21 protein-coding genes and 1 riboswitch are annotated in these 22767 nt (G+C 68.1%); of the genes, 15 read left to right on the top strand and 6 right to left on the bottom strand.

What is annotated here, in order from left to right; all coding sequences use genetic code 11:
* The first annotated feature begins 14 nt into the window (after nucleotides 1-14).
* The 6 genes from RT97_RS01125 to RT97_RS01100 all read left to right on the top strand — a co-directional run bounded on the left by RT97_RS01125 (nucleotide 15) and on the right by RT97_RS01100 (nucleotide 6050).
* Nucleotides 15-683 carry an amino acid ABC transporter permease gene (locus tag RT97_RS01125; RefSeq protein ID WP_042576940.1) on the top strand — a complete coding sequence of 223 codons (669 nt, stop codon included), beginning with the start codon at nucleotides 15-17 and terminating at the stop codon, nucleotides 681-683.
* Nucleotides 684-834: 151 nt separating this feature from the next.
* Nucleotides 835-1407, top strand: a complete 573-nt coding sequence (locus RT97_RS01120) for a HutD/Ves family protein (protein ID WP_042576939.1) — start codon at nucleotides 835-837, stop codon at nucleotides 1405-1407.
* Between the two features lie 22 nt (nucleotides 1408-1429).
* The gene (gene hutI, locus RT97_RS01115; protein ID WP_042576938.1) at nucleotides 1430-2692 is read left to right on the top strand and encodes an imidazolonepropionase; all 1263 of its coding nucleotides are present in this window, start codon (nucleotides 1430-1432) and stop codon (nucleotides 2690-2692) included.
* Entirely contained in the window at nucleotides 2689-4119 is a 1431-nt protein-coding gene (locus tag RT97_RS01110) for a formimidoylglutamate deiminase (RefSeq protein ID WP_042576937.1), read from the top strand. Before hutI ends, RT97_RS01110 begins: the two co-directional genes overlap by 4 nt.
* Before the next feature lie 7 nt (nucleotides 4120-4126).
* A complete protein-coding gene (hutG, locus tag RT97_RS01105; RefSeq protein WP_042576936.1) occupies nucleotides 4127-4951 on the top strand; it encodes an N-formylglutamate deformylase in 825 nt (274 codons plus the stop codon).
* Between the two features lie 40 nt (nucleotides 4952-4991).
* The gene (locus RT97_RS01100) at nucleotides 4992-6050 is read left to right on the top strand and encodes a homocysteine S-methyltransferase family protein (RefSeq protein WP_042576935.1); all 1059 of its coding nucleotides are present in this window, start codon (nucleotides 4992-4994) and stop codon (nucleotides 6048-6050) included.
* On the opposite strand, the gene RT97_RS01095 is transcribed toward RT97_RS01100, so the two are convergent.
* On the bottom strand, nucleotides 6047-6961 hold the full coding sequence (locus RT97_RS01095; protein ID WP_042576934.1) for a LysR family transcriptional regulator: 915 nt from the start codon (nucleotides 6959-6961) through the stop codon (nucleotides 6047-6049). The two genes, RT97_RS01100 and RT97_RS01095, sit on opposite strands and share 4 nt — an antisense overlap.
* 100 nt (nucleotides 6962-7061) lie before the next feature.
* Between RT97_RS01095 and RT97_RS01090 the strand changes: the two genes are divergently transcribed.
* Complete coding sequence (locus RT97_RS01090; protein WP_042576933.1) at nucleotides 7062-7499, top strand: PACE efflux transporter; 438 nt, start codon at nucleotides 7062-7064, stop codon at nucleotides 7497-7499.
* Here the strand turns inward: RT97_RS01090 and RT97_RS01085 are convergent.
* Together RT97_RS01085 and RT97_RS01080 are read right to left on the bottom strand one after the other, a co-directional pair.
* Nucleotides 7432-8412: a lipase secretion chaperone gene (locus tag RT97_RS01085; RefSeq protein ID WP_052810511.1), complete on the bottom strand. Its 981-nt coding sequence runs from the start codon at nucleotides 8410-8412 to the stop codon at nucleotides 7432-7434. The two genes, RT97_RS01090 and RT97_RS01085, sit on opposite strands and share 68 nt — an antisense overlap.
* A gap of 19 nt (nucleotides 8413-8431) precedes the next feature.
* The gene (locus tag RT97_RS01080; RefSeq protein ID WP_080898122.1) at nucleotides 8432-9469 is read right to left on the bottom strand and encodes a lipase family alpha/beta hydrolase; all 1038 of its coding nucleotides are present in this window, start codon (nucleotides 9467-9469) and stop codon (nucleotides 8432-8434) included.
* A 140-nt stretch (nucleotides 9470-9609) separates the two neighbouring features.
* A riboswitch (S-adenosyl-L-homocysteine riboswitch) is annotated at nucleotides 9610-9683 on the top strand.
* Nucleotides 9684-9705: 22 nt separating this feature from the next.
* Here RT97_RS01080 and metH point away from each other — a divergent pair.
* Genes metH through RT97_RS01060 form a run of 4 tightly spaced genes read left to right on the top strand, consistent with a single transcriptional unit; the run spans nucleotide 9706 to nucleotide 15671 of the window.
* Nucleotides 9706-12453 carry a methionine synthase gene (gene metH / locus RT97_RS01075; RefSeq protein ID WP_080898121.1) on the top strand — a complete coding sequence of 916 codons (2748 nt, stop codon included), beginning with the start codon at nucleotides 9706-9708 and terminating at the stop codon, nucleotides 12451-12453.
* A 52-nt stretch (nucleotides 12454-12505) separates the two neighbouring features.
* Nucleotides 12506-14308: an ArnT family glycosyltransferase gene (locus tag RT97_RS01070; RefSeq protein ID WP_042576931.1), complete on the top strand. Its 1803-nt coding sequence runs from the start codon at nucleotides 12506-12508 to the stop codon at nucleotides 14306-14308.
* Nucleotides 14305-15285, top strand: a complete 981-nt coding sequence (locus RT97_RS01065) for a glycosyltransferase (RefSeq protein ID WP_042576930.1) — start codon at nucleotides 14305-14307, stop codon at nucleotides 15283-15285. Before RT97_RS01070 ends, RT97_RS01065 begins: the two co-directional genes overlap by 4 nt.
* Entirely contained in the window at nucleotides 15282-15671 is a 390-nt protein-coding gene (locus RT97_RS01060) for a GtrA family protein (RefSeq protein ID WP_042576929.1), read from the top strand. The genes RT97_RS01065 and RT97_RS01060 overlap by 4 nt, the downstream gene beginning before the upstream one ends.
* A gap of 128 nt (nucleotides 15672-15799) precedes the next feature.
* On the opposite strand, the gene RT97_RS01055 is transcribed toward RT97_RS01060, so the two are convergent.
* From RT97_RS01055 to RT97_RS01045, 3 genes are all read right to left on the bottom strand, one after another.
* On the bottom strand, nucleotides 15800-16999 hold the full coding sequence (locus tag RT97_RS01055; protein WP_042576928.1) for an amidohydrolase family protein: 1200 nt from the start codon (nucleotides 16997-16999) through the stop codon (nucleotides 15800-15802).
* Nucleotides 16954-17703, bottom strand: a complete 750-nt coding sequence (locus RT97_RS01050) for a TetR family transcriptional regulator (RefSeq protein WP_042576927.1) — start codon at nucleotides 17701-17703, stop codon at nucleotides 16954-16956. Before RT97_RS01050 ends, RT97_RS01055 begins: the two co-directional genes overlap by 46 nt.
* A 127-nt stretch (nucleotides 17704-17830) precedes the next feature.
* Entirely contained in the window at nucleotides 17831-18604 is a 774-nt protein-coding gene (locus RT97_RS01045) for a ferredoxin--NADP reductase (protein ID WP_042576926.1), read from the bottom strand.
* Nucleotides 18605-18920: 316 nt separating this feature from the next.
* On the opposite strand from RT97_RS01045, the gene RT97_RS01040 reads away from it, so the two are divergent.
* From RT97_RS01040 to RT97_RS01025, 4 genes are read left to right on the top strand one after another with little or no spacing between them, the layout of a single operon-like run.
* Complete coding sequence (locus RT97_RS01040) at nucleotides 18921-20546, top strand: hypothetical protein (protein ID WP_042576925.1); 1626 nt, start codon at nucleotides 18921-18923, stop codon at nucleotides 20544-20546.
* A 3-nt stretch (nucleotides 20547-20549) separates the two neighbouring features.
* Complete coding sequence (locus tag RT97_RS01035; RefSeq protein WP_042576924.1) at nucleotides 20550-21452, top strand: UPF0280 family protein; 903 nt, start codon at nucleotides 20550-20552, stop codon at nucleotides 21450-21452.
* A gap of 20 nt (nucleotides 21453-21472) precedes the next feature.
* Nucleotides 21473-22114 carry an amino acid synthesis family protein gene (locus RT97_RS01030; protein WP_042576923.1) on the top strand — a complete coding sequence of 214 codons (642 nt, stop codon included), beginning with the start codon at nucleotides 21473-21475 and terminating at the stop codon, nucleotides 22112-22114.
* Nucleotides 22115-22153: 39 nt separating this feature from the next.
* Nucleotides 22154-22738, top strand: coding sequence for an amino acid synthesis family protein (locus RT97_RS01025; RefSeq protein ID WP_042576922.1), 585 nt, complete (start codon nucleotides 22154-22156; stop codon nucleotides 22736-22738).
* Nucleotides 22739-22767: the final 29 nt, after the last annotated feature.

Here is a 22767-nt window from a genome sequence, read left to right as displayed (position 1 = left end):
CGAGGGGGCTGACCATGGATCTCGATTTCTCCCCGGTCTGGCAGGGCTGGCCCGACCTGCTGCGCGGTGCGCTCGTCACGGTGGAGATCACCGCCTGCGCGCTCGCGCTGGGCTGCGTGCTCGGGCTCATCGTCGGCATCGGCCGGCTGAATCCGAAGCGGCGCTGGATCTATGGCGTGTGCACCGCGTATGTGGCGGCCATTCGCGGCACGCCGCTGCTGGTTCAGCTGTTCATCCTGTTCTTCGGCCTGCCGCACTTCGGCATCCTGCTGCCTGCCTTCCTGTGCGGCGTGCTGGGGCTCGGCGTTTACTCCGGCGCCTATGTGTCGGAGATCGTGCGCGGCGCGATCCAGTCGATCGACAAGGGCCAGACGATGGCCGCGCAGTCGCTGGGCATGACGCCCGGCGTGGCGATGCGCCAGATCGTGTTGCCGCAGGCGGTGGTGCGGATGATTCCGCCGCTGGGCAACGAGTTCATCGCGCTCATCAAGAACTCGGCGCTCGTGTCGCTGCTGACGATCCACGACGTGATGCACGAGGGGCAGAAGATCATCAGCGTGTCGTACCGCTCGCTGGAGGTGTACCTGGCCATCGCGCTCGTGTACTTCGTGCTGACCGGCACGATGACGCTGGTGCTGCGGCACTTCGAGCAGAAGCTGCGCCAGGGCGGGTTGATGCGATGAGCCGCGCATTCGCATCGGTATTTCTCCCTCCCCTCCCGGGGGAGGGTTGGGGTGGGGGCACAACGGCCTCGACCCATTCACAACGCTCGTTGGGCGCTGCCCCCATCCCAGCCTTCCCCCGGGAGGGGAAAGAGCAAGAGGGGGCTCGGTCATGAGCGGCGTACAGCGCTTCTCCCGCGCCACGCTGCCCGCCATGCCCTGGAAGAACGGCGGCGGCACCACGCAGGAAATCGCGAGCTGGCCGCAGGGCGCGGGGCTCGAGAGCTTCGGCTGGCGCGTGAGCATCGCGACCATCGCGGCAGCCGGGCCGTTCTCGGTGTTCGCGGGCATCGAGCGGCAGATCATGCTGCTCGAAGGCGATGGGGTGCGGCTCTTCACGCACGACGGGCGCATCGCGCACCGGCTCGACGTGCCGCACCGGCCCTTTGCCTTCAGCGGCGACGATGCGATCGACTGCACGCTGCTGGGCGGTGCGTCGAACGATTTCAACGTGATGACGCGGCGCGGCCGGTGGCGCGCCGACGTGCAGGTGCTGGATCGCGCCGCGGCCATCGAATCTGCGCCCCACGGCGTGCTGCTGGCCCTGCGCGGTGCATGGCGGTTGAACGACGACACCTGCGCCGAGAGCGAGGGCCTGCACTGGGCCGATGCGGCGCAGCCCTGGCACGCGGTGCCGCAGGGCGAAGACGCGCGGCTGGTGGCGGTGCGCATCGTGCCGGCGTAACCTGCAGAAAGAGAACAAGACGATGAACCCTGCCAACGAATACCCATCGGCCGACGGCCTCTGGACCGGCCTGCGCCTGGCAACCGATGCCGGCACCGAAGCCGCCATCGTGGTCGCGCAAGGCGCGATCCGCTGGGTCGGCGCGCGCAGCGCGCTGCCGGCCGAGTTCGCGGGGCTTGTGGTGCATGACGGCGGCGATGCGCTCGTCACGCCCGGCCTCGTCGATTGCCACACGCACCTGGTCTACGGCGGCCAGCGCGCGAATGAATTCGCGATGCGGCTCGCGGGCGCGACGTACGAAGAAGTGGCGAAGGCCGGCGGCGGCATCGTCTCGTCGGTGCGCGCCACGCGAGAGGCCGATGAAGACACCCTCTTCGCGCAGGCCGCGCCGCGCCTCGAGCAGTTGCTGGCCGATGGCGTGTGCGCCATCGAGATCAAGTCGGGCTACGGCCTTTCGCTCGAACACGAGCGCAAGCAGTTGCGCGTGGCGCGCCGTCTCGGACAAGCGTATGGCGTCACCGTGCGCACCACCTTCCTCGGCGCGCACGCACTGCCGCCCGAATACACAGGCCGCAGCGGCGACTACATCGACCTCGTGTGCCGCGAGATGCTGCCCGCGCTCGCCGCCGAAGGGCTGGTCGATGCGGTGGATGTGTTCTGCGAACGCATCGCCTTCTCGCTCGCGGAAACCGAGCAGGTCTTCCAGGCCGCGAAGGCGCTGGGCCTGCCGGTGAAGCTGCACGCCGAGCAGCTGTCGGACATGGGCGGCGCGGCGCTCGCTGCGCGCTACGGGGCGCTCTCGTGCGACCACATCGAGCACCTGTCGGCCGAGGGCATCGAGGCAATGCGCCGGTCGGGCACCGTGGCCGTGCTGCTGCCCGGCGCGTACTACACGCTGCGCGACACGCATCTGCCGCCCATCGAGGCGCTGCGCGCGGCGGGCGTGCCGATGGCCGTGTCGACCGACCACAACCCCGGCACTTCGCCGACGCTGAGCCTGCTGCTGATGGTGAACATGGCCTGCACACTGTTCCGCCTGACGGTGCCCGAGGCGCTGGCCGGCGTCACGCTGCATGCGGCGCGCGCGCTGGGCCTGGAGGCCACGCACGGCGCGATCGCCGAAGGCATGCCCGCCAACTTCGTGCTGTGGAACGTGCGCGATGCGGCCGAGCTCGCGTACTGGTTCGGCCAGCGCCCGCTGCGCACGGCGGTGCGCCAGGGCCGCATTGGTATTTCTTTCCCCTCTCCCTCTGGGAGAGGGCAGGGTGAGGGCCTGAGGCCATGAATACGACGACAGCGCTATCGAAGGCCGACAGCCCTCGCGCCAACCCAAGACAAACACTCTTCGCAGCCGATGCGCTGCTGCCCGCGGGCTGGGCGAAGAACGTCCTGCTGACGTGGAACGACGCCGGCCAGCTCACGCAAGTGCAGTCGGCCGCGCTACCGGCGTCCGGAACGCAAGTGGCGTCCGGACCCGTGATCCCCGGCATGCCCAACCTGCATTCGCACGCCTTCCAGCGTGCGTTCGCGGGCCTTACCGAACACCGCGCCGAGCAGCACGACAGCTTCTGGAGCTGGCGCACGCTGATGTACCGCTTTGCCGCGCGCCTCGGCCCGCAGCACATGGAAGCCATCGCGACCTGGCTCTACGCCGAGATGCTCGAGGCGGGCTACACGAGCGTGTGCGAATTCCAGTACGTGCACCACGACGCCGACGGCCGCCCCTACGCCGACGACGCGACACTGAGCCTCGCGCTGCTGCGCGCCGCAGAGAAGACCGGCATCGGCTTCACGCTGCTGCCGGTGCTCTACCAGACCAGCGGCTTCGGCGACCAGCCGCCCAACGAAGGGCAGCGCCGCTTCGTGCGTTCGACCGAATCGATGCTGCGCCTGCTCCAAGCGCTCAAGCCCGCGTGCGATGCACAGGGCGCGCGGCTAGGCATGGCGCCGCATTCGCTGCGCGCCGTGCCGCCCGAGGCGTTGCGCGATGCGGTCGCGGGGCTCGAAGCCATCGACCGCACGGCGCCGATCCACATCCACATCGCCGAGCAGACCAAGGAAGTGGACGACTGCGTCGAGTGGAGCGGCCTGCGCCCCGTCGAATGGCTGCTCGACCACGCACCGGTCGATGCGCGCTGGTGCCTCATTCACGCGACGCACATGAACGACGCCGAGTACGAATACGCCGCCAGGAGCGGCGCGGTGGCGGGCCTGTGCCCGACGACCGAGGCGAACCTGGGCGACGGCATCTTCGATTTCGCCAAATGGCGCAGCCACGGCGGCGCGTGGGGCGTGGGCTCCGACAGCCACGCCAGCGTCAACGCCGCCGAAGAACTGCTGATGCTCGAGTACAGCCAGCGCCTGGCCAGGCGCCAGCGCAACGTCGGCGCGAGCGCGGCGCAGCCGCATGTCGCGACCGCGCTCACGCTCGAAGCGGTGCAGGGCGGAGCGCAAGCCTCGGGCCGCGCGGTCTGCGGGCTCGCCGCGGGGCAGCAGGCGGACTTCGTCGTGCTCGATGCGGCGCATGTCGCGCTGCAGGGCTTGCCCGCGCCCGACATGCTCTCGGCGCATGTCTTCGCAAGCCACCGCACCTCCGCCATCGACACCGTCTGGGTGGCCGGCCGCGAGCGCGTCTCGGGCGGGCGCCACGCACTGCACAACGAATCCGCGTCCGCCTTCTCGGCGGCGCGCACCCAACTCCTCCAGGACTGAAACCACCATGCCCTTCACCACCGCCGAGCCGGCGTTCCGCTTTCGCCAGGGCACGCGCCCGCTGCTGATCTCGATGCCGCACGTCGGCACCCACGTGCCGCCCGCGCTGGCGGCCCGCCTCACCGACGAGGCGCGCCACGTGCCCGACACCGACTGGCACCTCGAACGGCTCTACGACTTTGCCGACGAACTCGGCGCCTCGGTGCTCGTGGCCACGCACTCGCGCTACGTGATCGACCTGAACCGTCCGCCGGACGGCGCGAGCCTCTATCCGGGCCAGAGCGTCACCGGCCTGTGCCCGGTCGACACCTTCGACGACACGCCGGTCTACGCTTCCACCGAGGACCTGCCCGATGACGCGGAGGTCGCCGAGCGCCGCGACGCGATCTGGCACCCCTACCACCGCCAGCTGCAGGCCGAGCTCGACCGCCTGAAGGCCGTGCACGGCACCATCGCGCTCTGGGATGCGCACTCGATCCGCTCGGTGCTGCCGCGCTTCTTCGACGGCAAGCTGCCCGACCTGAACCTGGGCACCGGGAACGGCACGAGCTGCGACCCGTCGCTGGCCGCCACGCTGCTGGGCATCGCCGAATCGGCCACGGGCTACACGGGCGTGCTCAACGGCCGCTTCAAGGGCGGTCACATCACGCGGCAGTACGGCAATCCGGCGGCCGGCATTCATGCGGTGCAGCTGGAGATGACCCAGTCGAGCTACATGCAGGAGACGCTGCCCTTCGACTACCTGCCCGAGGTGGCGGCCGGCGTGCAGCCGCATGTGCGGCGGATGATCGATGCGGTGCTGGCCTTCGTCGAGGGCCCGGCAAAGCACTGACGGGCGGCAGGGCAAGCCTCCTTTTCTACAATCGGAGGTTATGAAGCCCGTCATCTATACCCGCGGCCAGGCACTCGCCGGCATCCTCGAAAAGCGCATCGCCATCCTCGATGGCGCCATGGGCACGATGATCCAGCGCTTCAAGCTCACCGAGGCCCAGTACCGCGGCGAGCGCTTCAAGGACTTCGAGCGCGACGTGAAGGGCAACAACGAGCTGCTCTCGCTCACCCGGCCCGACGTCATCTCCGACATCCACGAGGGCTACCTCGCGGCGGGTGCCGATCTCATCGAGACCAACACCTTCGGCGCGACCACCATCGCGCAGGAGGACTACAAGATGGCCCACCTGGCGCGCGAGATGAACCTCGAATCCGCCAAGCTCGCGCGCGCGGCCTGCGACAAGTTCAGCACGCCCGACAAGCCCCGCTTCGTGGCCGGCGCCCTCGGCCCGACACCCAAGACCGCGAGCATCAGCCCGGACGTGAACGACCCGGGCGCGCGCAACGTCGATTTCGAAGCGCTGCGTGCCGCCTACTACGAGCAGACCGAAGCGCTGGTCGAAGGCGGCGCCGACGTGATCCTGGTCGAGACCATCTTCGACACGCTCAACGCCAAGGCGGCGCTGTTCGCGGTGGACGAGTATTTCGACAACAGCGGCGAGCGCCTGCCGCTCATCATCAGCGGCACCGTGACCGACGCCTCGGGCCGCATCCTGAGCGGCCAGACCGTCACCGCGTTCTGGCACAGCGTGCGGCATGCGCGCCCGCTGGCCATCGGCCTCAACTGCGCGCTGGGCGCGGCGCTGATGCGCCCGTACATCCAGGAACTCGCGCGCGTGGCGGGCGACACCTTCATCAGCTGCTACCCGAACGCGGGCCTGCCCAACCCGATGAGCGACACCGGCTTCGACGAGACGCCCGACGTCACTTCGCGCCTCCTGCACGAGTTCGCGGCCGAAGGGTTGGTGAACATCGTGGGCGGCTGCTGCGGCACGACGCCGGACCACATCGCGGCGATCGGCAAGGCGGTCGCGCCGGTGGCGGGGCGCGCGCTGGGCAGCAACAGCGCAGGCTTCTACCGCGAAGCGGAAGCCGCCTAGTTCGCCGCGGCGTGCGCGGCCGCCTGCCGGTCGCGCGCGATCAGCGCCACGAAGCGCTGCGCCCCCAACCCTAGCGGGCGCTCCCTTGACCACACCACATCGACCCACAGGTCGAGCCCGTTGCTGAGGTTCTCGAACGGAATCTCGACCAGCGCCCCCGCCGCCACGTGCGGCCGCGCGAAGTTGCGCGGCAGCCAGCCCCAGCCGAGACCGGCGGTGATCAGGCTCAGCGCCGCCAGCGCGTTGTCGGTGCGCCAGACGTGGCGCGCGAACACGAAGCGCGGGTCGCTGGTGGCCAGGTCGCGCCCCGCGACCACGATCTGCCGGGTGTTCGTGAGGTGCTCCTCCCGCAGCCGTTCGCCGGCCGCCGCCACGAGCGCGGGGTGATCGGGCGCCATCACCGCCACCATCGTGTCGCTGCCCACTTCCTGGAAACCTTCGCGGCCGTCCAGGCTCGGGCGCTCGAACACCAGCGCCAGCTGCGCGCGGCCGCTGTGCAGCAGCGCCAGCGCGTCGGCCTGCGGCGCGGCCAGCACCTCGACCTGCAGCAGCGGGTATTGCTGCGCCAACTCGGCCAGCGGCCCGCTCCAGGGCGCGGCCAGGAGTTCGGGGGCGATGGCGAGCGTGAGACGGTTTTCCAGCCCCTGGGTGAGGGCGAGCGCCTGCACCTGCAGTTGCTTGAGCTGCGCCGCGAGCATCCGCGCCTGCGGCTCCAGCGAACGGGCGGCGGCGGTGGGTTGGGGCTCGCGGCCCTTGCGGTCGAACAGGGGCAGGTCGAGCTCGGCCTCGAGGCTGGCAATGGCCATGCTGACGGCCGAGGGCACCTTGTGCAGCGCACGCGCGGCGGCCGAGAAGGAGCCGTGGTCGATTACAGCCAGGAACACCTCGACGTTGTCGCTGGAGAAGGCCATGGCACCCGATCTATCAAATTAATTGAAACAAGATGACTTTTTATATCAGTAAATGGCAAATAAAGTCCGCCGGTCGCATTCAAGTTCAAGAGGAAAAGTCATGCAAGGGCTCCAGCGTCGTGTCGTCTACATCTCCCTGTACGAGGGGATCGCCATCGTGTGCGCCAGCGCCGGCCTGGCCCTGATGACGGACGCCGGGCTCGGCCATTCGGGCGTGCTGGCGGTGGCCGCATCGGTGATCGCGGTGATCTGGAACCTCATCTTCAATGCGCTCTTCGAGCGCTGGGAATCGCGCCAGGCCGTGCGCGGGCGCAGCGTGCGCCGCCGCATCGCCCACGCCATCGGCTTCGAAGGCGGGCTGATCGCGTTCCTGGTGCCCATGTTCGCCTGGGGCCTGGGCGTGTCGCTCTGGCAGGCGCTGGTGATGGACCTGGGCCTGGTGGTGTTCTTCCTGGTCTACACCTTCGTCTTCAACTGGGGCTTCGACCGGGTGTTTGGCCTGCCCCGTTCGGCGATGGGTTCTGCCCAGACGGCGTAGCGCGTGATCCCCGCAGCGCCAGCGCGCCCGCCAGCCGGAGGCGCTCGCGCTCGTTGAAGAGCGACTCGCGCAATTGCGCCTGCTGCTCCGGCGGCGCATTGGCGTACTGATCGAGGCGGCTGTTCCAGTCGTGGTTTTCCTGATCGAGCGCGGCCAGCTGGCGGGCCGCCTCGTAGCCATAGGCGGCGCTGCGTTCGGCAAAGCGCTCCTGCGCGCTGGCGCCGCGCGCGTCCATGGCGTCGGTCTGGCGCTGCACATCGACTTGCGCGGTGAAGGCGCGGCGCTGCTCGCGCTGTTCGGGCGTGAGCAAGGCTTCCTCGCGGCGCTGCGCGGCGGCCGTGCGCTCCTCGGGCGTGAGGTTGGCGTCGCGGGCGAGCGCCATCTTGTCGGCCATGAGGGTGTCCTGGCGGATCTCGTCGCCGAAGAGGCCTTCGATCTCCTCGGGCGCGAAATACCTGCGCCGCACCTCGGCGCGCGCCTCGATGGTCTTGCGCAGCGAGGCGGGGTCGTTGGCGTCCGGCGGTGGCAGGGCCTGCATGGCCTCCTGCATGTCGATGTAACGCTCCAGCAGCCCCATCGCGCGCGCGACCAGTTCGGCCGGCAACCGCTTGGCGAGCAGGGCGGGTGCCATCGCCATGAACGCCGCCTTGCCGGTGGCCTGCGCTTCGGCGAGCGCGCTCTCGAAGACGAGGATCAGCGACGGGTTCAGCATGGCGTCGGGCGCGGGGCGCGCATCGCCGATAGGCTGCGCTGCCGGTACCGGGCTGCCCGCGCTGGTGGCGGCGGAAGTCGCCACCACGGTGTCCGCAGTGTCGTCAGGCGGCAGCCCGTCCACCAGCCACCATCCGCCAAGGATGGCGAGCGCCGCGGCGCCCGCCATCGCACCGAGCTGCAGCGGCCTTGCCTTTTTCATGAGGAAGCGCGCCGCATCGTCAGAGTCCTGCGTTCTTCAAGCGCGCGGCCTGCTCCTGGTAGAGCTGCACCGGCTTCTTCTCGAACAGCGTCCAGAGGCCCGCGTAGGTCAGGCCGAAAAGCTGGTTGACTTCGTCCAGGTGGTTCTGGCGGTAGTCGCCCAGGTGCGTGCCCAGGCGGGTCGAGCACACGGCCAACAGGCCGTCGTTGGTCTCGCTCCCGAAGGCGACGAGGCTCAGCCCGCCCATGGCCACGTCGCTCGCGTCGAACGCGTTGGTGAGCGGCTGCACGCCCGACCACGAGTAGTAGCGCACGCCGTTCGCCTCGGCCGGGCCGCTCTTCACGTCGCACGTGGAGCCCGGGGCCGGCCGGCCCTGCGGAAACTTCTTGTCGAAGGCCGCGCCGCCCACGGTGGTGAGCGAATTGAGCGCGTTCAGCGGCACCTCGGGCAGCTGGCTCGGGTCCTTGCCCGAGAGGGCGCCCAAGAGCAGCATCGCCAGCCGCAGCGTCTCGGCGACCACCGCTTCGGAGGCGCTGCCTTCGGGAATCCTGCGCAGGATGTCCGCCACCTTCGAGCCGCCATTGGCCCCGCCCACGGAGGTGACCGAGGCGACGAGCCCCGGCTCCACCGCCGCCACGTAGCGCGCGGTGGGCGCGCCCTGCGAATGGCCGATGAGGTTGAACTTGAGCGACGGGTTGCCCGAGAGCGCCCGCAGGTTCTTCAGCTCCTGGATCAGCTGCTCGCCGCGAATCTCGGAGCTGTTGGCGCCCGAGACCTGGGCCACATACACCTTCGCGCCCGCGCCGGCCAGGCTCTCGGGGATGCGATAGAAGTAGTCGATGCCCAGCACGTTGTCGAAGCCGAAGAGACCATGCACCAGCACGATCGGGTGCCTGGTCTTCGCTTCGCTGGATGTCACCCGGGCCTGGACCTGCGTGGGGGTGTCGGTGATGGCCGCCTGGCTCAGGGTTGTCGCCCCCGCCAGGCTGAAGAGCAATGCGGCGCAGACCGGGCGGGCGGCGAGGCGCAGCAGCCTCGAATTCCTCGTTCCTGGCATATGTTCATTCCTTTGTTTTCAAATAAAAACACGAACGTTCGTTCTTCGACGAATTGCGCGCCCGCATTCTGCGAGGGGTGCCTGCGGGCCCTGACTAGGGCTTTCCCGCGGGGCCTTGCGAACGCCCTTAAAATGCATCCCCTCCCAAGGAGCGTTGCAGCGGTCCGCCCGGCGGGCCGTCAGGCTTGGGATCTCAAAACGACGCTCGCCTGTTTGTTCCTTTCGCAGGTGAGCCCATGGCCCAGACCCCACAGATCGCAGTTCCCCCCATGAAGCTGTCCGGCCTCGAGCCGGTCGCCATCGGCGCGGGGACGCTGTTCGTCAACATCGGCGAACGCACCAACGTCACCGGCTCCAAGGCCTTCGCGCGGATGATCCTGAACGGCCAGTTCGAAGAGGCCCTGGCCGTTGCGCGCCAGCAGGTCGAGAACGGCGCCCAGGTGATCGACATCAACATGGACGAGGCCATGCTCGACAGCAAGGTCGCGATGGTCCGGTTCCTGAACCTCATCGCGAGCGAGCCCGACATCGCGCGCGTGCCGGTGATGGTCGACAGCTCCAAGTGGGAGGTCATCGAGGCGGGCCTTCGCTGCATCCAGGGCAAGGGCATCGTCAACTCCATCTCGATGAAGGAGGGCGTGGACAAGTTCAAGCACGAGGCCAAGCTGGTCAAGCGCTACGGCGCGGCCGCCGTGGTCATGGCCTTCGACGAGAAGGGCCAGGCCGACACCTACGAGCGCAAGGTCGAGATCTGCGAGCGCGCCTACCGCATCCTGGTGGACGAGGTGGGCTTTCCGCCCGAGGACATCATCTTCGACCCGAACATCTTCGCCATCGCCACCGGCATCGAGGAGCACGACAACTACGCGGTCGACTTCATCAACGCCGTGCGCTGGATCAAGGAAAACCTGCCGGGCGCCAAGGTGTCGGGCGGCGTGAGCAACGTGAGCTTCAGCTTCCGCGGCAACGACCCGATGCGCGAAGCGATCCACACCGTGTTCCTGTACCACGCGATCAAGGCGGGCATGGACATGGGCATCGTCAACGCCGGCATGGTGGGCGTGTACGACGACCTGGAGCCCACGCTGCGCGAGCGCGTGGAAGACGTGGTGCTCAACCGCCGGCCCGATGCCGGCGAGCGCCTTGTCGAGATCGCCGAGACCGCCAAGAGCGGCGCCAAGGACGAGAGCAAGCGCCTCGAATGGCGCGGCACGCCCGAGCAGCCGGTGCACGTCAACCAGCGCCTGTCGCACGCGATGGTGCACGGCATCACCGACTTCATCGTGGAAGACACCGAAGAGGCCTACCAGCAGATCCTGGCGACGGGCGGCCGTCCGCTGCACGTGATCGAAGGCCCTCTCATGGACGGCATGAACATCGTGGGCGACCTGTTCGGCGCCGGCAAGATGTTCCTGCCGCAGGTGGTGAAGTCGGCGCGCGTGATGAAGTCCGCCGTGGCCCACCTGCTGCCCTACATCGAGGAAGAAAAGCTGCGCGACGAGGCCGCGGGCCGCGACGTGCGCACCAAGGGCAAGATCATCATCGCCACGGTGAAGGGCGACGTGCACGACATCGGCAAGAACATCGTCACCGTCGTGCTCCAGTGCAACAACTTCGAGGTGGTGAACATGGGCGTGATGGTCCCGTGCCACGAGATCCTGGCCCGCGCCAAGGTCGAGGGCGCGGACATCGTGGGCCTCTCGGGCCTGATCACGCCGAGCCTCGAAGAAATGCAGTACGTGGCCGGCGAGATGCAGCGCGACGACCATTTCCGCATCAAGAAAATTCCGCTCATGATCGGCGGCGCCACCACCAGCCGCGTCCACACGGCCGTGAAGATCGCGCCGCACTACGAAGGTCCCGTGGTCTACGTGCCCGATGCGTCGCGCAGCGTGAGCGTGGCGCAGTCGCTCTTGAGCGACCAGGCCACCGCGTACATCGACGAGATCAACGCCGACTACGAGAAGGTGCGCACGCAGCACGCCAACAAGAAGCAGGTGCCGATGTGGCCGCTCGCCAAGGCGCGCGCCAACAAGACGCCCATCGACTGGACGAACTACGTGCCGCCCGTGCCCAAGTTCATCGGCCGGCGCGTGTTCAAGAACTTCGACCTCACCGAGCTCGCCAAATACATCGACTGGGGCCCGTTCTTCCAGACCTGGGACCTGGCCGGCCCGTTCCCCGCCATCCTGAAGGACGAAGTCGTCGGCACCGAGGCCGTGCGCGTCTACGCTGACGGCCAGCGCATGCTGAAGCGCCTGATCGAGGGCCGCTGGCTCAGCGCGAGCGGCGTCGTCGGCTTCTGGCCCGCCAACACGGTGAACGACGACGACATCGAGCTCTACACCGACGAGACGCGCAGCGAAGTCGCGCTCACCTGGTACGGCATGCGCCAGCAGACCGAGAAGCAGGTGATCGACGGCGTGATGCGCCCGAGCCGGTGCCTGGCCGATTTCGTCGCGCCCAAGGACAGCGGCCTGAAGGACTACGTGGGCGTGTTCGCGGTCACTGCGGGCCTGGGGGTCGAGAAGAAGGAGAAGTACTTCATCGACGACCTGGACGACTACTCGGCCATCATGTTGAAGGCCCTGGCCGACCGGCTGGCCGAGGCCTTTGCCGAATCGCTGCACCACCGCGCGCGCACCGACCTCTGGGGCTATGCGCCCGACGAGGGCCTGAGCAACGAGGACATGATCGGCGAGAAATACCGCGGCATCCGTCCCGCACCCGGCTACCCGGCCTGCCCGGATCACAGCGTGAAGGGCCCGATGTTCGACCTTCTGAACTGCGCGGACATTGGCATGACCCTGACGGAAAGCCTCGCTATGATGCCCGCCGCCAGCGTCAGTGGGTTCTACCTGAGCCACCCCGATGCGACGTACTTCAACGTCGGCAAGATCGGGCACGACCAGTTGCAGGACCAGGCCGCGCGGCGCAAGGAGAGCGAGTCCGACCTGGAACGGCTCCTCGCGCCCAACCTTTGAACCTGCCGGCCGGCCTGGCCGACCGGCACCGGGAGTTGTTATTCAGAAGCTGATGTTTGCAGCCGCGCACTACGCGGCACTCGTGGTTTTCGTCGTCAGCTGCTGGGGGTGGGGGCGCGGTGTGCTGGCGCGCCTGGCCCCGCCGCCGCGCCGCGACGGCTGGCTCGAAGCTGCCGTGGCGGTCGCGCTCGGCGTCGGCCTTTTCATCTGCGCTTTCCAGGCGCTCGCGATCTTCGGCCTGTTCAAGGCGGGCGCCACGCTGGGGGTGGTTGCTGCGGGCGTGGTCGCGGCTGCGCTGCAGTTGCCGTCGTGGCTGCGCGAGCGGCGCGCCTTGCGCGCGAACACCGTCGCCGCGCCGTGGACCTACTTCGAGCGGATCGCCGTGGTCGCTCTGGCGCTGGTCGCGCTGCCGGCACTGGTCGCCCCGCTCGCGCCACCCGCCGCCTTCGACGAGCTGATGTACCACCTGCCCTATGCGCGCGAAGTCGCGCAACAGGGTTCGCTCGGCATCCACGAGTGGCTTCGCTACCCCTGGTTTCCGTACAACTACAACCTGCTCTACGCCGCCGCCCTGCAGCTGGGCGACGACGTGCTGCCGCACTTCCTGAACGCGCTGGCCGGCGGCCTCTCGGTGGTAATGATCTACCGCCTCGGCATGCTCCAAGCCAACCGGCTCACCGCCTGCATCGGCGCGGCGATCTGGCTGGGGCTCGGCGACTACTCGAATGCGCTGATCGACATGGGCGTGGCGCTCTTCGTGCTCACGGCCTGCGTGTCGTTGTGGTGGTGGCGCGAGTCGCAGCCGGTGCACAGCGGCATGCGCTGGCTCGGCCTGGCCGCCTTCTGCCTTGGCGTGGCGGCGGGCTCGAAATACCAGGCGCTGGTCTTCATGCCGCTGGTGGCGCTCTTCGTGGTGTGGCACGAGCGCCGGCCCAAGGCCTGGGCGCTGGCGCTCGTTTGCTTCCTCGTGCCGTGCATCTACTGGTATGCGCGCAACGCCGTCATGACGGGCGATCCGTTCAACCCCATCGGTGCGCGCGTGTTCGGCTTCAGCGAATGGATTCCGGCCGATTACGTGCAGCAGCTGGCCGACGTGCGCGACCACGCCGAGATGCCAAACGCGCTGATCTGGTCCGTGTTCCTCGCGCCCTTCGGCGTGTTGTGGAAGCGCTCGGCCGCGGTGCGAGCCGCGGGCTGGTTCTGCTTCTATTCGCTGGCTGTGTGGGTCGTGACCTCGCGCTATCCGCGGTATCTGACGGCCTCGTTCCCGCTGCTCGCGATGACGGCGGCCATCGGCTGGCAGGTGCTGTTCGGCTGGATCGCGGGGGGCGTGCGCCGGCTGTTCGGCATGAAGGCGGCCACGACGGAAGGCGTGCCCGAGCTCACCAACCGGCGCAGCGCGGCCCGCATCGGCGACTGGGTGGCCGTGCTGCTGCTGGCCGTGCTGGCGGCGGTGTCGGTGCGGCAGACCGCGGGCAAGGTCGCGATGATCTCGCCCACGCCCGAGACGCGCGAGGCCTTCCTGCGCAAGCACGTGCCGGGCTATGCCGTCATGGATTACCTGCGCCAACACCCGACCGGCCGCGTCTACCAGATCGCGCTGAACGAGGCGATCTACTACGGCCCCAATCCGATCTGGGGCGACACGCTGGGCCCGTGGCGCTATGCGGACTTTTTGCTGTTGCCACCCGGCGACATGGCACGCAAGCTCGGCAAGCTGGGCTTCACCGCCATCGTGATGCCGGACCACCTGGCGCCGACGCTGGCGACCCGCGCCGGCTTCGACACCCACTTCGCCCCGCTGTTCGCGCAAGATGGCAGCCGGGCCTACCGCATCCTCCCCACCGCACCATGACCGACGCCGACGACACCGTGAGCCGACCAGGCGCCGCGCCGCGCATTGCCGCGGTCATTCCGTGCTTCAACGAAGCGCTGGCCATCCGCCAGGTGGTCGAGGGCTTTCGTGCCTCGCTGCCGGCCGATGCCGAGATCCACGTGTTCGACAACAACTCGACCGACGACACGGCAGCCGTCGCGCGCGCGGCCGGCGCCATCGTCACGCACGTGGCGGCGCCCGGAAAGGGCAACGTGGTGCGGCGCATGTTCGCGGATGTGGAGGCCGACATCTACGTGATGGTCGACGGCGACGCCACCTACGACACCGCCGCGGCGCCCCGCCTGATCCAGCGGCTGATGGACGGCAACCTGGACATGGTGGTGGGCAACCGCATCGACGACGGGCAGAACGCGCTCACCTACCGCGCCGGCCACCGCCTTGGCAATCGCATGCTCACCGGCGCGGTGGTGCAGCTGTTCGGCGGGGGCCTGACCGACATGCTCTCGGGCTACCGCGTGTTCTCGCGGCGCTATGCGAAATCGTTCCCGGCGCTGTCGCGCGGCTTCGAGATCGAGACCGAGCTCACCGTGCACGCGCTGGAACTGCGCATGCCCTGGGCCGAGGAAAGCACCGCCTACAGCACGCGCCCCGAGGGCTCGCACAGCAAGCTCTCCACCTACCGCGACGGCTGGCGCATCCTCAAGACCATCTGCAAGCTCTTCGTGAGCGAACGGCCGCTGCAGTTCTTCTCGATCATCGCGGCGCTGCTCGCGGCGGGCGCGATCGCGCTGGTCGTTCCGCTGGTCGTCACCTACATGCACACCGGCCTGGTGCCCCGGCTCCCCACGGCGGTGCTGGCCACCGGCGGGATGCTGAGCGCGATGCTGTCGATGGTGTGCGGCGTGGTGATGCACGCAGTGACGCTCGGCCGCAGGGAGGCCAAGCGGCTGCGTTACCTGGCGATTCCGGGCGTGCGCAACTGCACCTCGCGATGAAGCTGGGGCGGGAGTTCCTGTCGTTCGCCGTGGTCGGCGCGGCAGGCTTCGTGGTCGACGTGGTGGTGCTGTACCTGCTTGCGCCGCTCCTGGGCTGGTATGGCGCGCGGGTGCTGTCTTTTCTCGCGGCTGCAACGGCCACCTGGGCGCTGAACCGCCGCTACACCTTCAGCGGCAGGAGTGCCAACGCTTCGGTGCTGCGCGAGTACCTCGGCTATCTCGTGACGATGCTGGGCGGCGCCGTCGTCAACTACGGCGCCTATGTGCTCGTGCTGCATTGGGTCACGGGCGCCTGGGCGCCGGCGGCCGGCGTAGCGCTGGGCAGTTGCGCGGGCCTGGTGGTGAACTTTCTCTCTGCGCGCTATCTGGTGTTTCGCGCGAAGTAGATGCCTGGCCCTCGAGGGTTTGGGGTGGGGGCATGCGGCGCGTCAGGCACCGACGCTCTTGCGAAGGCCGCGTGCCCCCATCCCAGCCTTCCCCCGGAAGGGGAAGGAGCAAGAGGACGCGCCGCGCCTCAGTGCGCGCCCGACACCACGACCGGAATTTCGGTCGCGGGCGGCGTGTTGCGGCTACGGCCGCAGCGCACGATGCCGTCGATCATCACCATGCCCACGCCCGGGATGTCGCCCAGTTGCACGCTCTCGAGCAGGCCCGGCGCGGGCGAGTGCTGCGCGCGGTCCATGAAGACGAAGTCGGCATCGCGGCCCACTTCGATCAGGCCGCAGTTGAGCTTGCGGATCTTCGCTGTGTTGCCAGTGGCAAAGCAGAACACCAGCTCGGCCGGGATGTTCGCGATGGACGACAGCATCGCCACCATGCGCAGGATGCCCAGCGGCTGTACGCCCGAGCCAGCGGGTCCGTCGGTGCCAAGGATCACGCGGTGCGGGCACTTCAGTTCGAGGGCGGCCTTGGCCGCCGCGATGGCCACCTTCTCGTTGCCGTTGTGCACGATCTCGATGGCGCGCGAGCTCTTCTCGCACAGCTCGCACACATGCGCCTCGGGCAGCGAGGTGTGGCCGCCGTTGATGTGGCCGATGATGTCGGCGTCGGCTTCGAGCACCACGTCCTTGTCGATCAGGCCCGAGCCCGGGATCGACGGACCGCCCGTGTGGATCGTGCTCTGGATGCCGTACTTGCGAGCCCAGGCCACCATTTCCTTGGCCTCGTAGCCTGCCTTCACCGAGCCCAGGCCCACTTCGCCCAGGAGGCCTACGCCGGCTTCGGCGAGTTCCTTGAAGTCGCTCTCGACCATGCCCTTCTCGATGACCGGCGCGCCCGCCAGCACCTTCACGCCGCCGGGGCGGAAGTTGTCGAAGGCGCGCTGCGCGGTGATGGCCAGCGCCTTCAGGCCGACGATGTCCTTGGGGCGCCCCGGCAGGTGCACTTCGCCCGCCGAGATCATGGTGGTCACGCCGCCGTTCATCGTGGAGTCGATCCAGCCGATCTGGCCCTGGCGCGGCGTCCAGTCGCCGAACACGGGGTGCACGTGGCTGTCGATGAGGCCGGGTGCAACGCAGGTCTTCTTCGCGTCGATGACGGTTTTCGCGCCTTCGAGGTCGCAGTCCTTTTCCTTGCCGACCGCGACGATCAGGCCGTCGTTCACCACGATGGTGTCGGCGTCCAGGATGGGCTTGTCGATGTCGCCCGAGAGCAGGAGCCCGATGTTCTTTATGACGACCTTGCCCGACTTTGCGCCGGCTGCGATTTCTGCCATTTCGTGGTGTCCTCGTCGTGGGGTGGGGTGTTGTCTTGTATGTCGTCGGCGCGCACGGTGCGCAGCACGGTCTCGATCACGAAGTCTTCCCAGTGCGTGACCGCCTCGGGCGACTCCAGCGGCTCGCCGAGGAAGGCGGTGAGCGTGTGCCGGTTGGAGGTGTAGAAATAGCCGGTGGACGCGATCAGCAGGTAGATGTCGCGCGCCACCAGGTCCCGGCGGAACAGGCCCTGCGACGAGCCGCTCGCAAGAATCTCCGCAATGATCGCCACCGCACGCGAAGAGTACTCGCGCGCCCTGAGCGACTTGGAGATGTGCCGGCCCTTGTGCAGGTTCTCGGTGTTCAAGAGCGTCACGAACTCGGGGTTCTTGCGGTAGTAGCCGAGCACGAAGCGGATGACTTCGGTGAGCGCGTCCACGGGACGGCTCGCATCGAGCGCGATGGCAGCCTCGGCATCGTCCATGCGCTGGTAGATGCCCTCGAGCACCGCGATGAAGAGGCCTTCCTTGCTGCCGAAGTAGTAATAGATCATCCGGTCATACGACTTGGCCGCTTTGGAGATCTTCTCCACGCTGCCGCCGTCGTAGCCGTACTTGGCGAACACCTTGGTCGCCGACTTCAGGATGCTGTCGCGCGTGGCCTGGGCGGCCGCCTCGCGCACGCCGGTGCGGCGCTGGGGCTTGGTGACTATCTTGCGTTCCATCGAGGGCTTTGCAGCACGCAATGAAGAGGGTGGCGGCTGCCGCCGGGCCGCCCCAAGGCGGACCGCGACTCCCCCATGGGGGGTGGAGTTACACGAGCGTAGCGAGTGAAAAGCCGGGGGGCTCTCATTACTTTTCCGCGAAGGCGCGTTCGACGACGAAGTCGCCGGGCGTGGAGGTGTTGCCTTCCTTGAAGCCGCGCTTCTCCAGGATGTGCTTCAGGTCTACCAGGAGACCAGGGCTGCCGCACAGCATGACGCGGTCTTCCTCGACATTGAGCGGCGGCAGGCCCAGGTCGTCGGTGAGCTTGTTGCTCTCGATCAGGTCGGTGATGCGGCCCTGGTTGCGGAACTCTTCGCGCGTGACTGTCGGGTAATAGAGCAGCTGCTTCTCGATCATCTCGCCCAGGATCTCGTGCTTGGGGAGGTGATCGGTCACGAGGTCGTGATACGCCAGCTCGTCGACCTGGCGCACGCCGTGCACCAGGATGACCTGTTCGAACTTCTCGTAGGTGTCCGGGTCGCGGATGATGCTCATGAACGGTGCGAGGCCGGTGCCGGTGCCGAACAGGTAGAGGCGCTTGGCCGGCAGCGTGTAGTCGATCAGCAGCGTGCCGGTGGGCTTGCGGCCCACGATGATGGTGTCGCCCACCTGGATGTGCTGCAGCTTGGAGGTGAGCGGGCCGTCTTCCACCTTGATGCTCAGGAACTCGAGATGCTCCTCGTAGTTCGGGCTCACGATGCTGTAGGCGCGCAGCAGGGGCTTGTTGTTCACCTTCAGGCCGATCATCGTGAAATGACCGTTCGAGAAACGCAGCGCCGGGTCGCGCGTGGTGGTGAAGGTGAACAGGCGGTCGGTCCAGTGGTGGACGCTCAGGACGCGTTCTTCGCTGAATGCACTCATACGGAACTCAAGAGTTGGTTGGTAACAGGGGAGGTTGGCTGAGCCGAGATGCACGCCCTTGGGGCGCAAGACGTCGGCCGGCTCCGAACCCTCCATTGTCGTTGGTCGGAAAAACCCCGATGAACATCGCGAGAAAACACCATTGCAAGCATCGGGCCTGTTTGCTACATTGATCTTCAATGTAGTGAATGCAACATGAAAGTGTAGGGAATGCTACACAAACGGCAGGCGACGCACAAGCGGGCTGACGGCACGTTTGTTGCAAACCCCACCGGACCGGATTGCCCATACACATACCGCCCACAAGAACGCCCCGATGACCGAACACACCAAGACAGACGGATTGCCAGGCATGGACATGCCGGTGGTCGCCGAAGCCGGCGCGAGCGCCTTCGGCAAGGCGCCGCCGCGCAACGAGAAGATGAGCACCGCGAAGGTCGAGTGCAACGCATGCCCGGTGCTGTGCCAGATCTCCGACGGCCGCACGGGTGCCTGCGACCGTTATGCCAACCGCGAAGGCGTGCTGGTGCGCGTCGACCCCGTCGTGTTGCTGCGTCGCGCGATCGCGAGCGAGGCGCCCACGCTGGTGCCCTTCGATCGCCCGGCGGCCGAAAAGTCCGAAGCGGCCGAGACGGGCGCCCCCGACTGGAGCGGCGACCTGCTGCACGCCGACGAAGTCTTCGTCACCGGCGTCGGCTCCTCCACCACCTACCCCGACTACAAGCCCGCCCCCTTCATCGTGGCCTCCAAGGCCCAGGGCGTGGACATGGTCACCGTCGTCACCGAAGGCATCTTCAGCTACTGCAGCTTCAAGGTGAAGATCGACACCGACCGGTTCCTCGGCTCCGAGCAGGCCAACGTGCGCTACCGCGGCGAGGTCGTGGGCCACGTCACCACGGCCGAATACGGCTCGCAGATGCTCTCGCTCGGCGGCGTGCACCACCTCACCGGCGGCAGCAAGAAGGAAGGCCGCATGACGGCCGAACTCATGCAGCTGCTGGGCAACAAGAAGGCGGTGGAGTGCACCATCGACGGCGGCTCCACCCTCGTCATCCAGGCCGGCAAGGCGCCCATCGTCAACGGCGTGGAAGAGCAGCGCATGCGCGTGGGCTGCGGCTCCGCGGCGGTCGGCATCTTCGCGCGCCAATTCGCCGGCGTGGCCGACGAGGTGGTGGTCGTTGACGACCACATCACCGGCGTGCTCACCGAGCACCAGGCCGGCCGGTGCCTGGACATGGCGCCCTCGGGCATCCAGATGCTGGGGCGCAAGTCCACGCCGGGGCGCTACTTCCAGGTGGCCAACCCGGGCAACGGCTGGGGCGGTACCGACATCGCCGATCCGCTCGCGATCATCGAGGGTTGGGAAGAAGGCGTCGCGCGTCCGGGCCTGCGGCTCTTGATGACCTCGACCACCGGCGAGCACGCGCAGTGGTACGTGCTCGACGAAGCACTCAAGCCCATCGAGCAGGACATGCCCGCCGAAGTGAAGCGCATCGTCGACCGCATCGGCGAGAACTGCGAACCGTCGCTGTGCACCGTGCTGTTCCTCGGCGGTGCGGGCGGGAGCCTGCGTGCCGGCGTGACCGAAAACCCCGTGCTGCTGACGCGCGCGATCAAGCGTTCGCTGGTCAACGTCACCTGCGGCGGTGCGCCGGCCTATGTGTGGCCTGGCGGCGGCATCACCGTGATGGCCGACGTCATGCGCATGCCCGACAACAGCTTCGGCACCGTGCCCACGCCAGCCATCGTGGCGCCGATCGAATTCAGCATGCGGCGCGACGACTACGAAGCGCTCGGCGGCCACATGGAGCACATCTTCTCGCTCGAGCAGGCACTCGCGCGCGGTGCGTGGCAGGAAGACGGCGCACCGCTCGCGCGACAGTGGCTCGTCATGGACGACGCCAACCCGTGGCCGCTTGGCCACGCACCCATGCTGGGCTGAACCATGTCCGCTCAACGCAGCCTGCTCGACGGCGGCCGCTGGCACTTCAACCACGGCCCGATCGACATCGTGGCCGAGGCGCACGGCGACCCGTACGCCGTCGCGGCCGCGCACGACGCGGCGTGGGCGCGCTTTGGCCATGTGCTCGACGAACTGGTGCGCGAACTGCCGCTGCTGCGCCTGCCGGTGACCGACAGGATGCGTCCGCGCGGCGTCGTCGGCCAGCGCATGTGGGATGCGTGCGCCGCGTTTTCGCCGACCTTCATCACGCCGATGGCGGGCGTGGCCGGTTCGGTGGCGCAGGAGCTGATCGCGTTCTACGACCGCCCCGGCATCGAGCGCGCCTGGATCAACAACGGCGGCGACATCGCGCTGCACCTGGCCCCCGGCCACTCGGCGCGCGTGGGCGTGTTCGCCGACATCGCGCGCTTCGACTGGCGCGACAGCGGCGTGCTCACCACCGACGGCCAGTTCGAACTGCACGCCAGCCAACCGGTGCGGGGCGTTGCCACCAGCGGCTGGCGCGGACGCAGTTTCTCGCTGGGCATCGCCGACAGCGTGACGGTCCTGGCCGCCACTGCGGCGCAGGCCGATGCGGCGGCGACGGTGATCGCCAACGCCGTCGATGTGGACGACGGCCTCATCCAGCGCAAGCCCGCCAGCCAATGCAAGGACGACAGCGACCTGGGCGATACCCTGGTCACCGTCGACGTGCCGCCGCTCGCACCGTCGCAGGTCAAGAGCGCACTCGATACGGGCGCGATCTGCGCCAAGGTCCTGCAAAAAGGTGGGCTCGTCTGGGCCGCTCTACTCGTTTGTCAGGGGCAGTTCCGACTTGTCGAGCCCTTATGCTCGAAGCCGCTGCAGACCGTGCTGCCCAAAACAGTTGGTTCAGTATTTGCTTAACGAAAGCAAGGTTCTTTTTCATGATCGATATTCGCCGCGTCTTCACCCATGTCGAGCACATCCACCACGAGTTCGGACCGCGTGCCGACACGCCGTTGGTGCGCGGTGCCATCGGCGCGGTGCTGACCAATCCCTTCGCCGGCCGCTACGAGCCCGACATCCTGCCGATGATGGCGCTGCTCGACCCCGTGGGCGTGGACATGGCGCACCAGCTGCACGCCGCGATGGACGTGCCGCTCGAGCAGATCGCCACCTACGGCAAGGGCGCCATCGTCGGCGCCGACGGCGAGCTGGAGCACGGTGCGCTCTGGCACGTGCCCGGCGGCTACGCGATGCGCGAACTGCTCGGCTGGAAGGGCAGCCGCGTCGCCTACACCGCGGGCATCGCCGAAGAGAAAACGGGCCAGCCCGGCAATGCGCTCTCGATCGTGCCCTCGACCAAGAAGGTCGGCCCGCCCGGCGCCGCGCTCGACGTGCCGCTCACCAACATCAACGCGAGCTATGTGCGCGGCCAGTTCGATGCCATCGAGGTGCGCGTGCCCGGCGCACCCGCGGCCGACGAGATCGTCTTCATCCTCGCGATGAGCACCGGCTACCGCGTGCACGCCCGCGTCGGCGGCCTGCTCGCGAAAGACATCAGCAAGTGGGACGGCCTGCGCTGATCCCACGCACACAGAGACAAGACAAGGAACACACAGAACATGACCGCCAACATCCGAAAGCTCGTCGTCCAGGTCGATGAAGTCCGCAAGGAAATGGGCCAGGAAGTGACGCCGCCCACGCGCCGCGCCGTCGCCATTGCCGTGATCGAGAACCCCTACGCCGGCCGCTTCAGCCAGAACCTCGACGAGCTCATCGCCATCGGCGAAGAACTCGGCGCGCTGCTCGGCCAGAAGGCCGTGAAGGCGCTCGGCATCGAGCCCGGCCAGGCGCAGAGCTACGGCAAGGCCGCCATCGTCGGCGAGCGCGGCGAGCTCGAGCATGCGGCCGCCATCCTGCATCCCAAGCTCGGCGCGCCGCTGCGCGTGGCGGTCGAGAAGGGCGCGGCGCTCGTGCCTTCGGCCAAGAAGCAAGGCACGCTCGGCACCGCCATCGACGTGCCGCTCGGCCACAAGGACGCCGCCTTCGTGCGCAGCCACTTCGACGCCATCGAGGCCCGCGTGTCCGATGCGCCGCGCGCCAACGAGATCGTCGTGGCCGTGGCCGTCACCGACAGCGGCCGTCCGCTGCCGCGCATCGGCGGGCTGCAAGCCAGCGAAATCAAGGGAGAAGACGGTCTTCGCTGATCCGTCTTCGCCGCACCGCACACCTGTTT

The sequence above is a fragment of the Variovorax paradoxus genome (assembly GCF_000834655.1).
Classification (GTDB): domain Bacteria; phylum Pseudomonadota; class Gammaproteobacteria; order Burkholderiales; family Burkholderiaceae_C; genus Variovorax; species Variovorax paradoxus_F.
The sequence above is the reverse complement of the archived record's forward strand: the minus strand, read 5'-3'. Positions and strand labels throughout refer to the sequence as shown.